Annotated in this window: 16 protein-coding genes; 7 read left to right on the top strand and 9 right to left on the bottom strand. The window is 67.7% G+C overall.

All coding sequences use genetic code 11. From position 1 onward, the window contains the following. Positions 1-224: 224 nt before the first annotated feature. From LG334_RS10315 to LG334_RS10305, 3 genes are read right to left on the bottom strand one after another with little or no spacing between them, the layout of a single operon-like run. Positions 225-983, bottom strand: coding sequence for a class I SAM-dependent methyltransferase (locus LG334_RS10315; protein WP_404385803.1), 759 nt, complete (start codon positions 981-983; stop codon positions 225-227). Between the two features lie 30 nt (positions 984-1013). Next, the gene (paaY, locus tag LG334_RS10310) at positions 1014-1601 is read right to left on the bottom strand and encodes a phenylacetic acid degradation protein PaaY (protein ID WP_009541630.1); all 588 of its coding nucleotides are present in this window, start codon (positions 1599-1601) and stop codon (positions 1014-1016) included. A gap of 46 nt (positions 1602-1647) precedes the next feature. Then, entirely contained in the window at positions 1648-1857 is a 210-nt protein-coding gene (locus LG334_RS10305) for a hypothetical protein (RefSeq protein WP_404385801.1), read from the bottom strand. Positions 1858-2086: 229 nt separating this feature from the next. Between LG334_RS10305 and LG334_RS10300 the strand changes: the two genes are divergently transcribed. Beyond that, on the top strand, positions 2087-3451 hold the full coding sequence (locus LG334_RS10300) for an FAD-dependent oxidoreductase (RefSeq protein WP_404385799.1): 1365 nt from the start codon (positions 2087-2089) through the stop codon (positions 3449-3451). A gap of 164 nt (positions 3452-3615) precedes the next feature. Here LG334_RS10300 and LG334_RS10295 read toward each other — a convergent pair whose 3' ends face one another. The 6 genes from LG334_RS10295 to LG334_RS10270 all read right to left on the bottom strand — a co-directional run bounded on the left by LG334_RS10295 (position 3616) and on the right by LG334_RS10270 (position 7299). Further along, a complete protein-coding gene (locus tag LG334_RS10295) occupies positions 3616-4185 on the bottom strand; it encodes a hypothetical protein (RefSeq protein WP_404385797.1) in 570 nt (189 codons plus the stop codon). Positions 4186-4246: 61 nt separating this feature from the next. After that, entirely contained in the window at positions 4247-4525 is a 279-nt protein-coding gene (locus LG334_RS10290; RefSeq protein WP_404385795.1) for a hypothetical protein, read from the bottom strand. Positions 4526-4646: 121 nt separating this feature from the next. Further along, positions 4647-5822: an AI-2E family transporter gene (locus LG334_RS10285; protein ID WP_404385793.1), complete on the bottom strand. Its 1176-nt coding sequence runs from the start codon at positions 5820-5822 to the stop codon at positions 4647-4649. Between the two features lie 98 nt (positions 5823-5920). Continuing rightward, positions 5921-6481 carry a TspO/MBR family protein gene (locus tag LG334_RS10280; protein ID WP_404385791.1) on the bottom strand — a complete coding sequence of 187 codons (561 nt, stop codon included), beginning with the start codon at positions 6479-6481 and terminating at the stop codon, positions 5921-5923. Next, positions 6478-6678, bottom strand: coding sequence for a PLDc N-terminal domain-containing protein (locus tag LG334_RS10275; protein ID WP_404385789.1), 201 nt, complete (start codon positions 6676-6678; stop codon positions 6478-6480). The genes LG334_RS10280 and LG334_RS10275 overlap by 4 nt, the downstream gene beginning before the upstream one ends. A 51-nt stretch (positions 6679-6729) precedes the next feature. Continuing rightward, positions 6730-7299: a hypothetical protein gene (locus tag LG334_RS10270; RefSeq protein ID WP_404385787.1), complete on the bottom strand. Its 570-nt coding sequence runs from the start codon at positions 7297-7299 to the stop codon at positions 6730-6732. A 417-nt stretch (positions 7300-7716) separates the two neighbouring features. Between LG334_RS10270 and LG334_RS10265 the strand changes: the two genes are divergently transcribed. The 6 genes from LG334_RS10265 to treY all read left to right on the top strand — a co-directional run bounded on the left by LG334_RS10265 (position 7717) and on the right by treY (position 21614). Further along, positions 7717-9048 carry an alpha-amylase family glycosyl hydrolase gene (locus LG334_RS10265; protein ID WP_404385785.1) on the top strand — a complete coding sequence of 444 codons (1332 nt, stop codon included), beginning with the start codon at positions 7717-7719 and terminating at the stop codon, positions 9046-9048. Positions 9049-9118: 70 nt separating this feature from the next. Next, positions 9119-11167, top strand: coding sequence for an alpha-1,4-glucan--maltose-1-phosphate maltosyltransferase (locus LG334_RS10260; RefSeq protein WP_404385783.1), 2049 nt, complete (start codon positions 9119-9121; stop codon positions 11165-11167). A gap of 98 nt (positions 11168-11265) precedes the next feature. After that, on the top strand, positions 11266-14559 hold the full coding sequence (gene treS, locus LG334_RS10255; RefSeq protein WP_404385781.1) for a maltose alpha-D-glucosyltransferase: 3294 nt from the start codon (positions 11266-11268) through the stop codon (positions 14557-14559). 8 nt (positions 14560-14567) lie between these two features. Continuing rightward, a complete protein-coding gene (gene glgB, locus LG334_RS10250; RefSeq protein ID WP_404385779.1) occupies positions 14568-16808 on the top strand; it encodes a 1,4-alpha-glucan branching protein GlgB in 2241 nt (746 codons plus the stop codon). Positions 16809-16875: 67 nt separating this feature from the next. After that, positions 16876-18708 carry a malto-oligosyltrehalose trehalohydrolase gene (treZ, locus tag LG334_RS10245; RefSeq protein WP_404385777.1) on the top strand — a complete coding sequence of 611 codons (1833 nt, stop codon included), beginning with the start codon at positions 16876-16878 and terminating at the stop codon, positions 18706-18708. Continuing rightward, the gene (gene treY, locus LG334_RS10240) at positions 18705-21614 is read left to right on the top strand and encodes a malto-oligosyltrehalose synthase (protein ID WP_404385775.1); all 2910 of its coding nucleotides are present in this window, start codon (positions 18705-18707) and stop codon (positions 21612-21614) included. The genes treZ and treY overlap by 4 nt, the downstream gene beginning before the upstream one ends. Positions 21615-21649: the final 35 nt, after the last annotated feature.

Below are 21649 nucleotides of genomic sequence, written 5' to 3'. Positions count from 1 at the left end.
TGAGCTTGGTGAGGCGAAGCTTCATGTCGTCGTCTCCCTTGCCGGACCCCAACATCGAGGTCCCAACTGACGTTGCCCGCCGGTCGGCCTGTTCACTGTAGCGAACCGGCGGCTGTGGCACTGCGCCACGGGTCTAGAATTCGGTCCCGCACCGACCCTCGTCAAGCGGCGCCCGCGCAATAACACGGCCGAGAATCGGCGCCAGCGCGAAACCGCGTTTCATATCAAGATTTTCTCAAGTAATAAAAAACATAGGAGTAACTGCCGTTGGAACGGGCGAAAACGTCGATCTCGCGCCGCTCGCCGGCAAGCACTCCGGCCAGGGCCGAGTCGTGCTCGGCGATCGGGGCCAGTTCGTCGCACCGCTGGCGCAGGGGCGTGTAGTAGTCAGGCCACCACGCCGCCGGCGGCATCACCCAGTGGTCAAAAACGTGGTATCCCGCATCCTCGGCAATGCGCCTGTTGCCGTCGATGCCGGTCATGGGAGGATAGTTGTCGGCCCAGAAGTCGCGCGCTTCCTCGGGCGGGTCTTCGGCGAGCCACGTCAGTTCCGAGAACACGCACATCCCGCCGGGCTTGAGCACCCGGCGCCATTCCTTCAGCGCCTCGCCGGTGCCGGAGCTATAAGCCGCCCCTTCCGACCAGATGAGGTCGATGCTCTCGGGCGGGTCGGACAGGCGCATCATGTCCTCCTGCCGCGCCCGCACCAGATCGCCGACGCCCTGACGGGCGGCTTCGGCCATCATGCGCTCCAGGTAGGGGCGGTGGAGGTCGACGCCCGTCACCGGGCGGCGCAGCGTTTTCGCCAGAATGACGGTGTGCCGCCCCGGCCCGCACCCGAGGTCGAGCACCGCCGCCTGCTCGGGCAGCGGCGGCAGGCGCTCGATGGCCTGGCGGGTGGTGTCGTCGGTGCCCGGCCCCTCCCGCGGCAGATCGCTGTGGATCAGGAAGAAGGACTCGTCGCCGCCGTCGGTGATTGCCATGCCGTCGCCTCCCGGGGCACGCGGCCCCTGCTAGTTCTTCGGTTTGGCCTCGCCGCCCTCATAGCGGGGGCGCCCCTCCTCCATCTCGGTCAGCGGGCGGACCTCCACCATGCTGCGGGCCGAGCGCAGGGCCAGGTTCTGGTAATCCCGCGTACCGGCCTGCTTCCAGGCGATCTCCTCCTCCGACAGGTCGCGCAGGACCTTGGCGGGGATGCCGGCGGCGAGGGTGCGGGCTGGAATCTCCTGCCCCGCTTTCACGAACGCACAGGCGGCGATGATCGCCGACTCCCCGACCACCGCGCCGTCCATCACGACGCAGTTCATGCCCACCAGAGCATTGCGGCCGACCCGGCAGCCGTGCAGCACCGCGCCATGGCCGATATGGCCGTCTACCTCGATCACCGTGTCGGTGCCGGGGAAGCCGTGCATGGTGCAGTTGTCTTGCAGGTTGGAGCCTTCCTCCAGCACCAGCCGGCCGAAGTCTCCGCGCAAGGACGCGCCGGGGGCGATGTAGCAGTTGGGGCCGACGATGACGTCGCCGATCAGCACGGCGGTCGGGTGGACGTAGGCGCTGGGATGCACCACGGGGCGCAGGCCGTCGATGGCATAGAAGGGCAAAGGACGATCTCCCTGGTCCGGTTCATGGCTTCTTGGACCTGGGAGATTACTGGGCCGCGCCGCCCCCCTCAAGCGCGGGCGCAAGGGCGCCGGCCGTCCGCAGGTCGGCGGCGCGGACGTCGTAGCCCAGACCGAGGAGGAACGCCTCCAGTTCAGACATTGTGCGGCAACGCAGACCGGCCAGCAGGGCGGCGCGGTAGACGTGGTCTTCGGTATGCATGTCGCGCGCGAAGCGCTCCAACTCGCGTTGGCTCATGATGTGGTGTCCCCCGGCCTCCCCAGGCCAATTCCCGGCGCGTCCCGTCCCCACGGCCGCGCGCCCTATCCCACTCTCTTATTAAGGTTATACGAACAGGTCCCGTTGTCCAGCCCCGCCGCATGACGTTTGAATGACGCACTGCCGTCTCATGCATCGCCACGGCCCCGCATTATCCGCTACACTCGAGTCCCCAGTCCTCAAGCCACGCGGAGGGAGACGGCGAGGCATGAGCGTCACCGGTAGCGTCTGCATCATCGGAAGCGGCCCGGCGGGCCTGTACTGCGCCGACGAGATCAAGCGGCTGGCCCCGGAGGTGGCGGTGGACGTGCTGGACCGTCTGCCCACCCCCTACGGCCTCGTGCGCGGGGGCGTGGCGCCCGATCACCAGAAGACCAAGCAGGTCATCCGCCAGTTCGAGCCCCTGTTCAGCAAGGGGGGTGTGCGGTTCCTCGGCAATGTCACCGTCGGCCGCGACGTGGACATCACAGAGCTGCGCCGGCTTTACGACGTGGTGGTGATCGCCGTCGGCGCCGCCGGCGACCGCAAGCTCGGCGTGAAGGGCGAGGACCTGGCCGGCGTCTACGGATCGGCCGCCTTCGTCGGCTGGTACAACGGCCACCCCGACTTCGCCGACCTGGCGCCTCGCATTCCGGGGCCGGGCGTCGCCGTCATCGGCAATGGCAACGTGGCGCTGGACGTGGCGCGCATCCTGGCCCTGACGCCGGAAGAAGCGCACGACACCGACCTCGCCCGACCGGCGGCCAGCGTCATCGAGCGCCATCCCGTCACCGACATCTACGTTCTCGGCCGGCGCGGTCCGGCGCAGGCGGCGTTCACCGCCGCCGAACTGCGCGAGATGGGCGAGTTGGCGCAGGCCGATCCCATCATCGAGCCCCACCTTCTGCCCGAGCACCCGCCGGAGGACATGGAGCCCCGCGCCGCCCGCGTCGCCCGGCGCAACCTGGAGATCCTTCACGGCTTCGTTCAGCGTCCCCGCCGGGACGTGCCGGTGCGCGTTCACATGCTGTTCCACCGCGCGCCGCGGGCGGTCCTCGGGGACGGCCACGGCAACGTCGCCGGACTGCTGGTGGAGCACACCAAGCTGGTCAACGGTCAAGTGCTGTCGACGGGGGTTACCGAGTCGCTGAAGGTGGGCACGGTGGTCACCTGCATCGGCTACAAGGCCGTGCCCTTCCCCGGCCTGCCGCTGGACGAGCGCCGGGGCGTCATCGCCAACACCGACGGCGTGGTGGAACCGGGGCTTTATGTGGTGGGCTGGGCGCGCCACGGGCCGCGCGGCGTCATCACCGCCAACCGGGCCAGCGCCCGCGAGGCCGCCGGCCACGCGCTGGAGCACCTGTCGGGCAAAACCGCCCACGGCAGCGGCGGTGCCGGGCTCGAGAAGATCCTGGCCGCGCGCGGCTACCGCCACGTCTGCTATGACGACTGGTGCCGCATAGACGCCGCCGAGCGCGCCCGCGCCCACGACGGCGCACCGCGCGAAAAGTTCATCCACGTCAGCGACATGCTGGCGCTGCTGGAGGAAAACCGCCGGCACCTGGAAGCAGCCGGCGTGAAGGTGACCGACTGACGGCCGAGGGCCGCAAGCCGCGACAGTGTCACCCGACGGGGAAGAGAGTGTCGGTCGCGGCGGGAGGGCGCGTGCGGCCTGCGCCAAACGAAGAAAGGGCCGCCCGCCTTCCGGCGGAGCGGCCCTTGCAGCGCGCGGCGGATGCTGGATGCCGCCGATGCGGGTCAGTCTTTGCTCGCCTTTGCTCCCAGCGCGGCACTGACCAGCGCCAGCAGGGCCTTGCGGGCCCCGGGGCTGCGGCCGATGAGGAGGCCGGCCCCAAGGGCGGCGGCGGCGGCCAGTTCAGGGTTCCGGCGCAGGCGCTCATGCAGGGCAACCCCCACCTCGCCGCCGCGGGCGGCCATGGCGGCCATGGGATCGGCCTCCACCGGTTCCCCCGGCGGGCGACGGGTGCGCGGCGGCGGGGCGGTGGGCCGGCCGCCGCGGGGCTCGCGCGGAGCCCCCTCGCCGGTCGCCTCGGCCTTGGCGCCGCCCGAACCCAGCAGGAAGATGACCACGCCGATCACCAGAATGCCGCCGGCGACGATGCCCATGGCCTGCCAGGGCTCCATCACGGTCATCAGGTACAGGTACAGCGCGATGGTGGCGTAGATGAAACCGATCAGCAGGAAAATGGCCGCCACCAGCTTGATGGCGATGCGGATTGCCACGGCGACGGCTGCCTCCGCGGCGTTTTCCATAGCGACCTTTGCGCGTTCCTTCAAGGCCAGGACGGCCATGAGGCGAGCGATCATGCGGTGTCCCCTCCTTTCCCCTCGCTAAAGCCGGAACCGTTTGCCGTCCGAGCCGTCCGGCTCACGAGCGGTCCAGGTCCAGCAGCTTGCCGAGGGCGATGCCGACGGCGAAGGCCACCAGCAGGCTGGTGATGGGATGCCGGCCGACCTGGCGGCCCATCTGGTCCCCGGCGTCGTGGGCATAGTGGCGTGCCTGGCCGTACATCCCGCGCATGCGGCGCATGGCGCGGGCGCGGTAGCGCTCGGCCTCGTGACCGGCCTCGTCGGTCAGATCGGCGAGCTGCTCGCGCAGCGTGTCGACCTGGTTGCGCAGGCGGTCGATGTCCGTGCGGTCAGCCATTCGTGCGTCTCCATCCGGCTTAGAGTTGAATTCGTGTGTCTGTGGGCGTCCTTGCGGGAGAACGCCGCGCCGGCCGGCCCCGTTGCGGATGCTGCCGAAATTACGACCGGCGCGGCCCCGGCTACAGCTCCTCGTACAGCTTGCTGCTGCGGTAGCGCTCGGCCGTGTAGCCGAACAGCACGCGCAGGACAGCCGCCACCGGCATGGCGAGCAGGGCGCCGACCAGGCCGAACAGGCTGCCGCCGATCAGCAGGGCGAAGATCACCCACACGGGGTGCAGGCGCACGCGCTCGCCCACCAGCCAGGGCGTCAGGACGGTGGTCTCCAGAAGCTGCGAAAGCGCATAGATGCCGATCACGCCCAGCACGGGCCCGAGGGTGTCGAACTGGATGACGGCGACGATCAGCGCGATGGAAAACATCGTCAGATTGCCGATCACCGGCACCAGCGCCGAAATGCCTGTCATGATGCCGATGATCAGCCCGAAGTTCAGGCCGATGATCATGAGGCCGGCGGCGTGCAGCACGCCCTGCCACAGCACGATCAGCAACTGCCCGCGAATGTAGGCGCCAAGCTGCACGCGCATGTCGTTCATCATGCTGCGGATGGTGGGTGCCGACCGGCGCGGCAGAAGCGAGTCCGACCGCCGCAGAACGCGCGGCCAGTCGGCCAGGAGATAGGCCGTCAGGAACGGCGTGATGAACACGAGAAGCAGCATCGAGACCAGGCTCGTGCCATAGGACAGGGCGCTGTCGATGTAGGTGCCGACGGGCATCACCATGTCGGCGACGCGCTGGCGCAGTTCTTCCTGCGTCGGCAGGTCCACCGTGTCGCCGACCCTTAGCCGCACCCACCAATAGACCTGCGACAGGATGTCTGGAAGCTGCTGCGTCAGGTTGGTCACCTCGCGCACCAGCATGGGGGTGATGGCCGCCATGATGCCGGCGATCAGCAGCACCACGCCAGCCGTCACCAGCACCGCCGCCACCGGGCGCGGCATGAGCTTCCAGCCGGCCATCCGCTCCACCACGGGGCTCAGCAGCACCGCCAGCAGGCCGGCGACGATGAAGGGCAGCAGCGTCGTCCCCAGCAGCCACACCACGAACACCAGCAGCGCCAGAACGGCAGGAGCAACGATCATGCGCAGGCGGCGGCGATGCTTGGCCGCCGGGCTGGCGTCGTCGTTGATCTGTTCAGCGGCCGCGCTGACGGCCGGGTTGGCCGGCGCCTCGTCCGTGCGGTACGGCGAAGCGCCTTCGGGCTCCTCGGCGGCGCTCTGGCGGCTGGGCGTGGACACGGATACCTCCCATGGGCGCGGAGCGCCGGCGGGGCGGCGCGTGACACCGCATCAACGGGCGGCGGCACCGATCGGATCGGACGCGATCGGAAGGCGGATCAGGCGGGAGGTGCGCCGCCCGCCGCCTCGGCACCGGGCATCATCAGCCAAACGGCAATGCTGATGGAGGCGGCATAGCCCGTCCACACCGCATAGGGCAGCAGCAGCGCGGCGGCGATGCGGGAATGGCGGTCGAACCGCCAGGCGGTTGCCAGAATCGCCAGCACCAGCAGCAGGATTTCCAGCGAGGCCCAGCCGGTCAGCTTGAAGCTGAAAAACAGGATGGGCCACAGGACGTTCAGCCCCAACTGCACAAAGAACAGCGTCAGCGCCAGCCGCGCGCCGTGCCAGCCGCTGCGCCGCCAGACCAGCCAGGCGGCGACCGCCATCAGCGCATAGAGGGCTGTCCAGACAGGCGTGAACACCCAGTCGGGCGGCGTCCAGAAGGGCTTCGACGCCTCGGCGTACCAGCCGTTGACGCCGACCCGCGTCGCCAGGCCGGCGATCAGCATGGCGATGAAGACAGCGCCCAGAAAGGCGGCGAGCCCTACCAGCGCCGCGCGGCCGCGATGGGCGGCGCGCTGGCGGGTTTCGCCCGGTCGGCCGGCGTCGGACGTCACGACCGGACGCTCTTGGCGCTGCGCGGCCCGAAGATCAGCCAGACCAGGAAGCCCAGCAGCGGGAAGATGAGGATTGCCAGGATCCACAGCACCTTGGCGCCGGTGCCCCGGTTGGACCCGATGACGTTAACGATGGCCCAGACATCGGCGATCAACAGCAGAAGGCCGAAAATTCCGCCGATTTCAACGATTTCCATGCAGAGGCTCCGTCGCGGTGACATCTGGACGACGGGGTGCCGTCCCACCCGTTAGGTGGGATGACCCGTCGGGGAGCGCAACGCGAAGTGGCGAGCCACGGTTGCCTCCGCCGAGGACGGAGACAGGGGGACGACAAGCTCCGCCGCCAGCAGCGCCGCCTCTTCGGTCGACAGCACCGGCAGCGCACGCGCCGCCGGCGGGTGCGCGTGCTCGTCCAGGTGCGCCACCAGCCTCTCGACCGACCAGACGACGGCCGAGCAGATCCGCTCGCGCCCCCGTCGTCCCTGGGCCGCGGCCGGGGCGGCGGCAGTGTTCGCCGGCGCCTCCACCAGCACCACGGCCGTGAAATCCAGGGCGGCGGCGAAGCGCCGGGGAAACAGGCGGCGCGGGAACAGCCTGCGGGCGCGCCCGACGACATGACGATGCAGCAGGTCCGCCCGGCGCCGCGCATCCAGCACCGCGCGGCAGGGGCTGGCGGCATCGCCGCCGCCCGACATGCAGGCGATGCCGTGCGGTGTTCTGGGCTCCAGCACCACCGCCCCGCGCCGGTGCAGGATGACGGCCGGAAGACACTCCGCTCCCCACGGCGCATCAACCTCGGCACCCCGCAGGATGGTCACGCCCGGCCGCCCGCGTAGAACCTGCTCCCACCGCCCCGGCGCTGGCACAGGCGGTTGCGATGACGAATGCGACGACGATGGCATGGCCCACGGCGGCGTCATGGTGTTGCGTCCCTCCCTGTCCTCTCGCAATTGATGCTACGCATTTTCGTGTCTCTGCGCAACATCCCTTCAAGGCCGGAACGCTGCTCCGCTTCAGGGCGGTGGCGCGGCCGTCAGGCGCAACCGGTTACGCCGCAACGGCGTTTCGACGAGGCAGCGGCTTGAAGGCCGGCGGCCGGGTCGGGCGCCGCCGCTGGTCGGCCGTTTGTGCGATTTGTTTGAAGATTTCACAGTCGCCCCCGTGACCCGGACGCCCGCCGGCCCTATCATGGAGATTGTGGTTGGCCCTGCTTTTTCCCGTTCCGGAGGTATTTCATGACGTCCGCCGTCGGGCCGCGCGGCCCCCGCATCTACAATCTGTTCCCGCTGCTGGCCGGCCCCATCCATGACTGGCAGCGCCACCTGCCCCGCATTGCCCAGATGGGCTTCAACTGGATCTACGTGAACCCGTTCCACTTCCCCGGGTTCTCTGGCTCGCTGTATGCGGTGAAGGACTACTACCGCCTGAACCCCATGCTGCGCGGCAATGCCTACGAGGCCGACGACGTCCTGCTGAAGAACTTCATCGACTCGGCGGCGAAGTACGGCCTGTCGGTGATGATGGACCTGGTGCTCAACCACACGTCCAAGGATGCGGAGCTGACGCACCAGCACCCCGAGTTCTACGCCCGCGACGAGAAGGGCGAGCTGCAGAGCCCCTATGCCATCGATCCCGCCAATGCCGAGAACGTCACGGTGTGGGGCGACCTGGCCGAGATCGACTTCACGCCGCGGCCGGAACTGGACGGCTTCGTGCGGTACTTCCAGGACGTGGTGAAGCACTACGTCAAGCTGGGTGTGCGCGGCTTCCGCTGCGATGCCGCCTACAAGGTGCCGGCCGACATCTGGCTGGGCGTCAACCACGCCGCCCACGCCATCAACCCCGACGTGCTGTTCTTCGCGGAAACGCTGGGCTGCCGGGAGGACGAGGTGGAGGCCCTGCGCCCCGCCCGCTTCGACTTCCTGTTCAACAGCGCCAAGTGGTGGGACTTCAAGGGCCCGTGGCTGCTGGACCAGTACAACCGCTTCCGCGGCATCGCGCCCTCGGTCGGCTTCCCTGAAAGCCACGACACCCCCCGCTTCCGGCAGGAACTGGCCGACCGCGGCGTGACGTCGGCGAAGGCGGTGGAGCAGCAGTACAAGGCGCTGTACCTGTTCACGGCCACCTTCTCCACGGGCGTTATGATGCCCATGGGGTTCGAGTACGGCTTCAAGGAACCGCTGCATGTGGTTGAGACCCGGCCCGAGCACTGGGAGGAACCGCTGTTCGACATCTCGGACTTCATCTGGCGGACCAACCAGATGCGGGCGCTGGTGCCCACCCTCAACCGCGAAGGGCCGCAGTACCAGGTGTGGTCGCCCACCGGCGTGACCGGCCTTCTGCGCAAGGACGCCGAAGGCAGCGACTGGAGCCTCGCCGTCATCAACCCGGAGCCCAAGGGAAGCTGGCAGATGGCCGGCGACGGGTCCGACCCGCTGGCCCGCATCGCCATGCGCGGGCACGAGGTCACGCCGGGCGGCCGCTGCGGCCCCGGCACCGGAGAAGACGGCCTGACCGCCAAGGCCGGCGAGATCCGCGTCTTCACCGGCGACGGCCCCACCGACTGATACCGACCGCCACCGCCTTTTTCGACCGCCACCGTTCGGCCCAAGACAACCACAGCCAAGGGAGCCTGGAATGGCCCACGCCGAAACCGGAGAGCACCACCGCATCGCCACGCCGGACGAGCTTGCCGGCGCCGTTCGCAGCCGTTCCATCGTCATCCAGAACGTCCGGCCGGAGGTCGACGGCGGCCGCTACGCCATCAAACGCGAGGTCGGCGACGCCCTGACAGTCGACGCGGAAATCTTCAAGGACGGCCACGCCAAGATCGCCGCCGTCCTGAAGGTCAAGCGCTATGCCGACGCCGACGACGCCTGGACCGAACTGCCGATGCAGCTGGTCAACCCCGGCCTGGACGCCTGGCGTGCCTCCATCGTGCTGCCGGAGAACACGCGCTACGTCTACACCATCGAAGCCTGGGACGACCCCTGGGCCACCTGGGAGCACGATGTCGGCAAGAAGATCGAGGCCGGACAGGACGTGAACCTGGAGGTCATCGAGGGCCGCAGGCTGATCGACGAGGCCAAGACCCGCGCCGCCGGCACGGTGGACGACGACGGCTTCCGCATGCTGATCGAGCGCATGGACGCCGCCCCCGACACCATCGGCAAGGCCGAGGTCATGCGGTCCAACCAGGCGCACGACCTGATGAACCGCTGGCCCGACCGCTCCCGCGCCATCGCCTATGACCGGCAGTTGGAAGTGATGGTCGACCCGGTGCGCGCCCGCTATGCCGCCTGGTACGAGATGGCGCCCCGCAGCCAGGGCACGGACCCCGACAAGTCCGCCACCTTCGACGACTGCATCAAGCGCCTGCCGGACATCCGGGAGATGGGGTTCGACGTGGTCTACCTGCTGCCCATCCACCCCATCGGCAAGGTCAACCGCAAGGGCAAGAACAACGCCGTCACCGCCGAACCCGGCGAGCCCGGCAGCCCCTACGCCATCGGCTCGGACGAGGGCGGGCACAAGGCCGTGCATCCCGAACTGGGCACGGAGGAAGACTTCCGCCGCTTCGTCGCCGAGGCGAAGAAGCTGGGCATGGAAGTGGCCATGGACATCGCCGTGCAGTGCGCGCCGGACCACCCGTGGATCAAGGAACACCCCGACTGGTTCGAGTTCCGCCCCGACGGCTCCATCCGCTATGCCGAGAACCCGCCCAAGAAGTACCAGGACATCGTCAACGTCAACTTCTACGGCGGCCACCAGATGGAGCTGTGGGAGGAACTGCGAACCGTCTTCGAGCACTGGGTCGACTGCGGCGTCACCATCTTCCGGGTCGACAACCCGCACACCAAGCCGGTGCCCTTCTGGGAATGGGTGATCCGGCAGGTGAAGGACAAGCACCCCGAGGTCATCTTCCTGTCGGAGGCCTTCACCCGCCCGACCATGCTGCACATGCTGGCGAAGGTGGGCTTTTCGCAGTCGTACACGTACTTCACCTGGCGCAACTTCCGCCACGAGCTGGAAATGTACCTGACGGAGCTGACCCAGGGGCCGGGCAAGGAATACCTGCGGCCGAACTTCTTCCCCACCACCCCCGACATCCTGCCGGAATTCCTGCAGCGCGGCGGGCGGGCGGCGCACATGATCCGCCTTGTGCTGGCGGCGACGACGTCGAGCGTCTACGGCATGTACAACGGCTACGAGCTGATCGAGAACACGCCGGTGCCGGGCAAGGAAGAGTTCCTGGACAGCGAGAAGTACCAGTACAAGGTCCGCGACTGGGACGCGCCGGGCAACATCAAGGACTACGTGACCGAACTGAACGAGATCCGCACCGAGAACCCGGCCCTGCACGAGCTTGAGAACCTGCGCTTCCACGAATCGTCCGACCAGAACGTCATCTTCTACGGCAAGCGCACCTTCGACGACAGCAACATGATCTTCGTCGCGGTGAACCTGGACCCGTTCGAGCCGCACTCGTCCGTCCTGTCCTTCCCGCTGGAGGAACTGGGGATCGGCCCGGACGACGCCTTCGCCGTGGAGGAGTTGTTCTCCGGCACGCGGCGCCTGTGGCACGGGGCGGACCACGAGGTGACGCTCGATCCCGAGGAAAATCCCGCCATGATCTTCCGCGTCACGCGCTGGAAGCAGGTCGATTACTACAACCCGAGCTACTGACGCGCATTGACGACTGCGCGGGAGCGGCGGCACCGACCGTTCGCGCCGCCCCGCCCTTTTGACGACAGCCGATTTTCAGAACGAGACCGGGGACACCCATGACCGACGATCCGCTCTGGTACAAGGACGCCATTATCTACCAGGCCCACGTAAAGGCCTTCCACGACGCCACCGACGACGGCATCGGGGACTTCAAGGGTCTGACCCAAAAACTGGATTACATGGTGGACCTGGGCGTGACCGCCGTCTGGATCCTGCCCTTCTATCCCAGCCCCCTGCGCGACGACGGCTACGACATCGCCGACTACAAGGCGGTGAACCCTCGCTACGGCAGCATGCGGGACTTCCGCAACTTCGTGAAGGAGGCCCACAAGCGCGACCTGAAGGTCATCACCGAACTGGTCATCAACCACACCTCGGACCAGCACCCGTGGTTCCAGAAGTCGCGTCACGCCAAGAAGGGTTCAAAGTGGCGGAACTTCTATGTCTGGTCCGACACCGACAAGTACTATGAAGGCACGCGCATCATCTTCCTGGACACCGAACCGTCCAACTGGACGTGGGACCCGGTGGCCGGGCAGTACTACTGGCACCGCTTCTTCAGCCACCAGCCGGACCTGAACTGGGACAACCCGGCGGTGTTCGACGAGATCACCAAGGTGATGAAGTTCTGGTTCGAGGCCGGCGTCGACGGAATGCGCCTGGACGCCATCCCCTACCTGATCGAACGCGACGGCACCAACAACGAGAACCTTCCCGAGACCCACGAGGTCATCAAGCAGTTGCGCGCCTGGGTGGACGAGAACTTCCCCGGCCGCATGTTCCTGGGCGAAGCCAACCAGTGGCCCGAGGACGTGCTGCCCTATTTCGGCGAGGGCGAGGGCGACGAGTGCAACATGGCGTTCCATTTCCCCCTGATGCCGCGCATGTACATGGCGCTGGCGCAGGAGGACCGTCTGCCCATCACCGACATCATGCGCCAGACGCCGGACATTCCCGACACGTCGCAGTGGGCCATTTTCCTGCGCAACCACGATGAGTTGACGCTGGAAATGGTCACCGACCGGGAGCGCGACTATCTGTGGAACTTCTACGCCATGGACCCGCGCGCCCGCATCAACCTGGGCATTCGCCGCCGCCTGGCGCCGCTGGTCGACAACGACCGCCGCAAGATCGAGGTGCTGAACAGCCTGCTCATGTCCATGCCGGGCACGCCCATCGTCTATTACGGCGACGAACTGGGCATGGGCGACAACATCTACCTGGGCGACCGCGATGCCGTGCGCACGCCCATGCAGTGGAGCCCCGACCGCAACGCCGGGTTCTCCAAGTGCGACCCGGCCAAGCTGTACCTGCCCTGCGTCATGGACCCGGTGTACGGCTATACCTCGGTCAACGTGGAGGCCCAGGCGCGCAGCCCGTCGAGCCTGCTCAACTGGATGCGCCGGCTGATCAACGTGCGCAAGATGCACAAGAGCTTCGGGCGCGGCGAACTGAAGTTCCTCTACCCCGGCAACCGCAAGGTTCTGGCCTACCTGCGCGAGTTTGAGGGCGAAAGCATCCTCTGCGTCGCCAACATGAGCCGCGCGCCCCAGGCCGTGGAACTGGACCTGCATGAATACGGGGGCCGCGTTCCGGTGGAACTGATGGGCCGCTCGGCCTTCCCGCCGGTGGGCGAGATGCCCTACCTGCTCACCCTGCCCGCCTACGGCTTCTACTGGTTCCTCCTGGCCGACGAGGCCGAGGCGCCGGGCTGGCACACCGAGTGGGTCCAGTCCATGCCCGAATTCATGACGCTGGTGCTGGCCAACGGCATCGAGGGCGTCATCGCGGAGCGCAACAAGGAGATGGTGGAAAGCCAGATCCTGAAGGGCTTCCTGCCCAACCAGCGCTGGTTCGCCGCCAAGGACGACGCCATCACGGAAGCCACGGGCTCCGACCACGCCATTCTCAAGCACGAGAACACGGAATTCCTGCTGCCCACCTACACCATCAACACGCGGGCGGGAAAACCCAACGACTACTTCCTGCCGCTGTCCATAGCGTGGGAGACGCGCAGCGACGATCCGTTCCAGCGTCTGGCGCCCTTCACCATCGCCAAGGTGCGGCGCGGGCCGCAGGTGGGCGCCCTGCACGACGCCACTGCCGACCCCGCCTTCACCCACGCCATGGTCGAGGCCATGCTGGAGGGCCGCGACATCGACACGGGCGTCGGCGGCTCGGTGAGCTTCCGGCCGACCGAGACGGGCAAGGAGATCACGCTCAACCGCGCCGACGAGGTCAAGCGCCTGGCGCGCGAGCAGTCCAACACCTCCGTCATGGTTGGTGACGCCATGGTGATGAAGGTGCTGCGCCGGCTGGAACAGGGCATCCATCCCGAAATCGAGGTGGGCGCCTACCTGACCGATGTGGCGCAGTTCGAACACATCCCGCCGCTGTACGGCAGCGTGGTGATGAAGGACAGCGGCGGCCGCGAGACGGCGCTGGCCGTGCTGCAGGGCTTCATTCGAAACCAGGGCGACGGCTGGAGCTACACCCAGGACTACCTGGACCGCGTGATGGAAGAGGCCCTGCTCGCCTCGCCGGAAGCCGCCGACGAGGACACCGGGCATCACGAGTACTTCCTGGCCCTCATGACGCTGTTGGGCAACCGCGTCGCCGAGATGCACAAGGCCTTCGCCCTGGACAGCGGCCTGCCCGCCTTCCAGCCCGAGCCCGCCACCGACGCCGACTTCGAGGCCTGGGCGGACGGCCTGCGCAAACAGGCGGAGCAGGCGCGCGCCATGCTCGAACGCGCCCATGCCGATCTGCCGGAAGAGGAACAGGCCCTCTGCGACGCCCTGTTCGACAGCTGGTGGCAGATCGAGGGCCGCATCGAGCGCCTGCGCAAGCTGTCGTCCGAGGGCGCAGACAGCCTGGTGAAGACCCGCTTCCACGGCGACTTCCACCTGGGTCAGGTGCTGGTCGCCCACAACGACTGGGTCTTCCTGGACTTCGAGGGCGAGCCGACGCGCAAGCTGGAGGAACGCCGCTCCAAGAACTCGGCGCTCAAGGACGTCGCCGGCATGCTGCGGTCGTTCAACTACGCCGCCTGGGCCGCCCTGTTCAAGCAGGCCGAGTTCAACGACCAGGCCTTCGATCGCCTGACCGAATACGCGGCCGACTGGGAACGCTCCACCGTGGCGGCCTTCATGGCCGGCTACCGCGAGACCATCGAGGGCTGCGCGGTCTGGCCCGGCGACGGCGAGACGGCGGCAACGCTGCTGGAAGCGTTTACCCTTGAAAAGGCCCTGTACGAAATCGCTTACGAGGTGGCCAACCGGCCCGACTGGCTCGGCATCCCGCTGCAGGGCGTGCTGCGCCTGATCGTCCCGGAGACCCCGGAGGAATGAGGAACACCATGACCAGGACTTTGACCGTCGAGCGCCCCGCCATCGACTCCATCGTGCGCGGCGACCACGGCGACCCCTTCGCCGTCCTCGGCATGCACGGGGGCGGCGGCAAGCCCGTCGAGGTGCGCGCCTTCCTGCCGTGGGCGAAAGAGGTCACGGTGATCGACGCCGCCGACGGCACCGAAGTGACGCCGCTGGAACAGATTCACGACGCCGGCTTCTTCGCCGGCGTCTGCGGCGCCCGGACGGACCGCTTCCGCTACCGCCTGCGTGCCACGCCCCAGGACGGCGCGCCGGTGGAGTTCCATGACGTCTACAGCTTCGGCTACGTGCTGGGCGAACTGGACGTCCACCTGCTGGCCGAGGGCAACCACCTGCGCGCCTTCGAGAAGCTGGGCGCCCATCCCACCGAGATGGACGGCGTGAAGGGCATTTCCTTCGCCGTCTGGGCGCCCAACGCCAAGCGCGTGTCGCTGGTCGGCCCGTTCAACAACTGGGACGGCCGCGTCAATCCCATGCGCCTGCGCCAGGAGTGCGGGACGTGGGAAATCTTCATGCCCGGCATGACGGTGGGCGAGCTGTACAAGTTCGAGATCCTGGGCGCCCACGGCCATCTGCTGCCGCTGAAGCTGGACCCCTACGCCTTCTATTGCGAGCATCCGCCGGCCACGTCGTCCATCGTCCACGGCACGCCGCAGCTTGAGTGGACGGACCACGACTGGATCGCCGAGCGCGAGCGCAAGCTCAAGGACAACCAGACGCTCCACGAGCCCATGAGCATCTACGAGGTCCACCTGGGCTCGTGGAAGCGGCACGAAGACGGAAACCGCTACTACAGTTATCGGGAACTGGCGGAAACGCTGGTGCCCTACGTGCGCGACATGGGCTACACGCACATCGAGGTGCTGCCGGTCCACGAGTTTCCCTTCGACGGCTCGTGGGGTTATCAGCCCATCGGCCTGTTCGCGCCCACCAGCCGGTTCGGCAACCCGCGCGACTTCGCCTACTTCGTGGACGTCTGTCACCGCGAGGGCATCGGCGTCATCATCGACTGGGTGCCGGGCCACTTCCCCACCGACGCCCACGGCCTGGGCTTCTTCGACGGCACCCACCTCTATGAGCACGCCGACCCGCGCCAGGGCATGCACATGGACTGGGATACCCTGATCTACAACTATGGCCGGCGCGAGGTGCAGAATTTTCTGCTCGCCAACGCCATGTTCTGGATCGAGTACTTCCACATCGACGGTCTGCGCGTCGATGCCGTGGCCTCCATGCTCTACCTCGACTACTCGCGCGAGGAAGGGCAGTGGATTCCCAACCAGTACGGCGGCAACGAGAACCTGGACGCCATCGCCTTCCTGCGCCGCATGAACGAACTGATCTACGCCGAGGGCCGCGGCGCCGTGACACTGGCCGAGGAATCCACCGCCTGGCCCATGGTCAGCCGGCCCGTGTACCTGGGCGGTCTCGGCTTCGGCTACAAGTGGAACATGGGCTGGATGCACGACACCCTGCAGTACTTCAACAAGGACCCCATCCACCGCCGCTACCACCACAACCAGCTGACCTTCGGCCTGCTCTACGCCTTCAACGAGAACTTCGTGCTGCCGCTGTCCCACGATGAAGTGGTGCACGGGAAAGGCTCAATGATCGGCAAGATGACCGGCGACGAGTGGCAGAAGTTCGCCAACCTGCGCGCCTACTACGGCTTCATGTACGGGCATCCCGGCAAGAAGCTTCTGTTCATGGGCGGCGAGTTCGGCCAGTGGGCAGAGTGGAACCACGACAAGGGCCTGGACTGGCACCTGATCGAGGACGGCAACAAGCACGCCGGCCTGCAACGGCTGGTGCGCGACCTCAACCACACCATCAAGGCCCTGCCCGCCCTGCACCACCGCGACTTCGAGTGGCAGGGCTTCGAGTGGGTGGATGCGTCGGACGTCGACAACTCCATCTTCAGCTTCCTGCGCAAGGTGGGGCCGGAGGACGAGGTGGATGATCCGCAGTGGGTGCTGGTGGTTTCCAACCTGACGCCACTGGCGCACGAGGGGTACCGCATCGGCGTGCCCTGCGGCGGCTTCTGGCGCCAGCGCATCAACACCGACGCCGCCATCTACGGCGGCAGCGACTGCGGCAATGGCGAGGGCCTGGAAGCCGACGCCGTGGAGCACCACGGGCGGCCCTACTCGCTCAACCTCACCTTGCCGCCGCTCGGGACACTCTTCCTGACCCCCGAGCGTTCCTAGGGCAGTGACGGCGGCCGCCGCGCGCGGCCGCCGGTTCCGACATCAAGGACGAAGGAGACCGGTATCCATGCGTGACCATCACCCCATGCCCTTCGGCGCCGAATTGACCCCCGACGGCTGCCGCTTCCGCCTGTGGGCGCCGGGCGTGGATGCGGTCACGCTGTGCATCGAGGGGCCGGGACCGGAGCGCGAGGTTCACCTGCACGACAGTCACGACGGCTGGTTCGAGACCCTCGAGGACGGTGTCGTGCAAGGCACCCGCTACCGCTGGAAGCTGCCCGACGGCCTGAAGGTCCCCGACCCCGTCAGCCGCTTCCAGCCGGAAGGCGTGCACGGGCCGTCGGAGGTCATCGACCCCATGGGTTTCCCCTGGACCGACAAGGACTGGGAAGGCCGCCCCTGGGAAGAGGTGGTGCTGTACGAACTGCACATCGGCACCTTCACGCCCGAGGGCACCTTCCGCGCCGCCATCGACAGGCTGGACTATCTGGTGGACCTGGGCATCACGGCGGTCGAACTGATGCCCGTCAACGCCTTCCCCGGCGAACGGGACTGGGGCTATGACGGCGTCGGCCTGTTCGCGCCGGATGACTCCTATGGCCGTCCCGACGACCTGAAGGCCCTGGTGGACGCCTGCCACGCGCGCGGGCTGATGGTGTTCCTGGACGTGGTCTACAACCACTTCGGGCCGGAAGGGAACTACATCCACGCCTACGCCAAGGATCAGTTCTTCGACCATTCCCGCCACACCCCCTGGGGGGCCGCCATCGCCTTCGACGGGCCGCACGGCAAGTGGGTGAGCGACTTCTTCATCCACAATGCGCTGTACTGGGTTGAGGAATTCCATCTCGATGGTCTGCGGCTGGACGCCGTTCACGCCATCGAGGACACGCGCGACCTGGATATCCTGGCCCGCATCGCCGAGGCCGTGCATTCGCGCGAAGGCCACGACATGCGCCGCATCCACCTGGTGCTGGAAAACGACGACAACGCCGCCAACCGGTTGGATCGGCTGGACCGCCTGCCCATCCACTACATCGCCCAGTGGAACGACGACAGCCACCACGCCCTGCACTGCCTGCTGACCGGAGAGGGCGGCGGCTACTATGCCGACTATGCCGCCGATCCGGCCGGCTATCTGACGCGCATCCTGGCCGAAGGCTTCGCCTACCAGGGCGAGCCCAGCGAGCACCGCGGCGGCAAGGCCCGCGGCGAACGGTCGGCCCATCTGCCGCCGACCAGCTTCGTCAACTTCCTGCAAAATCACGATCAGGTGGGCAACCGGGCGATGGGGGAGCGCATCGACATGCTCGCCAGCCCCGAGGCCGTGCAGGCCGCCGAGAGCATCGTCCTTCTGATGCCCGCGATTCCCATGCTGTTCCAGGGCGAGGAATGGGGCTCGAAGACGCCCTTCCTGTTCTTCTGCGACTTCGGCGAGGACCTGCACGAGGCCGTGCGCAACGGCCGCCGTGCCGAATTCGAGAGTTTCCCCGAGTTCCGCGATCCCGCCGCGCGCGAAAAGATCCCCGACCCCATGGACCCCGCCACCATGGAAGCCTCGCGCCTGAGCTGGGCAGAGCTGAACGACCCCGCCCACGCCGACCGGCTGGCCTTCACCAAGGCCCTTCTCAGCGTCCGCAAGCACGAGATCGTCCCCCGCCTGTCGCGCATCCAGGGCGGCCGGGCACGGGCGGAGATGGGCACCGACGGCGTCATCGCCGCCCGCTGGCCCCTGGATGACGGCACGCGGCTGTCGCTGGTCTGCAACCTTTCGGATCGCGAAGTTTCCAATGTCATGCTGCCCCACGGGCGCAACATCTGGACCGTCAACACCGCCGAGGCACCGGTCGGGGGCATCAATCCCTGGACCGTCGTCTGGGCCATCGAGAGTGCTCTATGACCCGAAAGGCCCCCGCGCTCGACACCGCTCCCGCCGTCGTCCCCGCGTCCACCTACCGGTTCCAGTTTCATGCCGGGTTCACCTTCCGCGACGCCATCGCGCTGGTGCCCTACCTGGCGGACCTGGGGGTGACGCACGTCTATGCCTCGCCCTTCCTGAAGGCGCGCGAGGGCTCCACCCACGGCTATGACATCGTCGACCACGGCGCGCTCAACCCCGAGATCGGCACGGAGGAGGACTTCACCGCCCTGACCGATGTCCTGAAGCAGCACGGCATGGGCATGATCGCCGACTTCGTCTCCAACCACATGGGCGTTGCGCAGGCGGACAATCCGTGGTGGCTGGACGTGCTGGAGTATGGCGAGGGCAGCCCCTACGCCGAGTTCTTCGACATCGACTTCCACCCCATGAAGACCGAGCTTCGGGGCAAGGTGCTGCTGCCCTTCCTGGGCGACCACTACGGCCGCGTGCTGGAGGACGGCCACCTCGTTCTGAAACTCGACGCCGCGCAGGGCAACTTCTCCGTCTGGTATTGGGAACACCGCTTCCCCATCACGCCCTACCGCTACGGCGGCATCTTCACCGTCGTCCTGCCGGCGCTGCGCAAGGCCGGACTGGCCGACGCCGCGCTGGCGGAAATGGAAGAGATTGTCGCGGGCTTCCGCGAGGTGCGCCGCACCGTGCGCTCCAGCCGCGCCCAGGGTCAGCGGCGCCAGAAGGCGGAACGGCTGAAGGAGCAGTTCGCCGCCCTGCTGGCCGAGCAGCCTGCCCTTGCCGACGCCATTTCCGAGGCCCTGGCGGCCTTCCAGGGGAAGCCGGGAGACCCGCCCAGCTTCCTGCCCCTGCACCGCCTGCTGGAGGCGCAGCACTACCGCCTGGCCTACTGGCGCACGGCGTCTGACGAGATCAATTACCGCCGCTTCTTCCAGATCAATGACCTGGCGGGCCTGCGGGTGGAGGTGCCGGCCGTGTTCGACGCCTCGCACAAGCTGATCCTCCAGCTTCTGGGAGATGGCAGGATCGACGGCATCCGCATCGACCACATCGACGGCCTGTTCGACCCCAAGGGGTACCTGGAGCGCCTTCAGGAAAAGGCGCGCGCCGCGACGGGGCTGGATCGGGACACCTATGTGCTGGTGGAGAAAATCCTCGGCCACCACGAGAACCTGCGCACCGAATGGCGCTGTTCCGGCACCACGGGGTACGAGGCGCTGAACGAGATCGGCGGGCTGTTCGTCGATGGCGGCGCGGAGGAGCGCATGACGCGCACCTACGCCCGGTTCACCGGCGAAAGCACCGACTTCGAGGACATCGTCCAGACCTCCAAGCATCAGGTCATGCGCCAGGAACTGGCGTCGGAGCTTCAGGTGCTGGTCAACGGGCTGTCGCGCCTGTCGGAACGGGACTGGCGCACGCGCGACTACACCCCCCGCGACCTGCGTTCGGCGCTGGAGGAGGTGGTGGCGTGCTTCCCCGTCTACCGCACCTACATCGACCGCCGCCGCCCGGCGCAGCACGACCTGCGGGACATCGAGTGGGCCATCGCGCAGGCCCGCAAGAACCCCATGTTCCCAGACGAAAGCATTTTCGACTATCTGTGGTCGATCCTTACCACCGACGCCGGCCGGCGCAAGGGCGACCCCTTCCCCCGGACAGAAGTGCTGCGCCTCGCCCGCAAGGCCCAGCAGGTGACCAGCCCGGTCATGGCCAAGGGGCTGGAGGACACGGCCTTCTACCGCTTCAACAGGCTGGTTTCCTTAAACGAGGTGGGCGGCCACCCCGACGTCTTCGGCGTCACGCCGGGCAGCTTCCACCACCGCATGGCCGATCGGGCGAAGACCTGGCCGCACACCATGCTGTCGTCGGCCACCCACGACACCAAGCGGGGCGAGGACGTGCGCGCGCGCATCAACGCCCTGTCGGAACTGTCGGAGGCCTGGACCAAGCGCGTGCGCCGCTGGGAGCACCTCAACCGCCGCCGCAAGTCCGAGATCGACGGCGAGATGGCGCCGGCCCCCAACGACGAGTATCTGTTCTATCAGGTGCTGGTGGGCGTCTGGACGCCGGGCCTCGTGATCCCCGAGGACGGCGTGACGGAGGGTTCGGCCGAGGCGAAGGAACTGGATGACCTGCGCGAGCGGCTGGAGGGCTACATGCTGAAAGCCCTGCGCGAAGCCAAGGTGCGCAGCGCCTGGACGCGGCAGAACGGCCCCTATGAAGAGGCCGTGCTGCGCTGGATGCGCCACATCCTCGACGGCCGCCGCCGCAACCCGTTCCTGGCAGACTTCCAGGCCTTCCATGCCCGCATCGCCCGCATCGGCGTGGTGAACGGGCTGGCGCAGGCGGCGCTCAAGCTCACCTGCCCCGGCGTGCCCGACACCTACCAGGGCTGCGAGCTGTGGGAGTTCAGCCTGGTCGACCCCGACAACCGCCGCCCCGTCGACTTCGAGGCCCGCGCGCGGTTGCTGGACGAGATGAAAAGCACGCTCGACGCCCCCGGCCCCTTCGGCGCGGTGGCGCGCGGACTGCTGGACACATGGGCCGACAGCCGGGTGAAACTCCTGCTGACGTGGCGGCTGTTGCAGCTTCGCCGCCGCATGCCGGAGTTTTTCGCCAGTGCCGATTACACGGCCATCGAGCCCGCCGGCCGCCGCGCCGAACATCTGCTGGCCTTCGAGCGCCGCCATGGAGATACGCGCATGGTGGTCGTCGTGCCGCGCCTGGTGAACCCGCTCATGCAGGGCGACGAGGGCTGGCCGCTGGCCGAGGAATGGGCGGCGACCACCCTGCCCGTCGCCGGCCGCTTCCGCGACGCCATCACCGGCGAGGCGCTGGAGGGCACCGAAGGCCTGGACGTGGACACGGTGCTGAAGGACTTCCCGCTGGCGGTGCTGGTGTCGGAATAGGCGTTCGGCCGCAACGGCAGTCCCGGCGGAGCCGT

It is taken from the genome of Caenispirillum salinarum (assembly GCF_044803115.1).
GTDB lineage: Bacteria > Pseudomonadota > Alphaproteobacteria > Rhodospirillales > Rhodospirillaceae > Caenispirillum > Caenispirillum salinarum_A.
The sequence above is the reverse complement of the archived record's forward strand: the minus strand, read 5'-3'. Positions and strand labels throughout refer to the sequence as shown.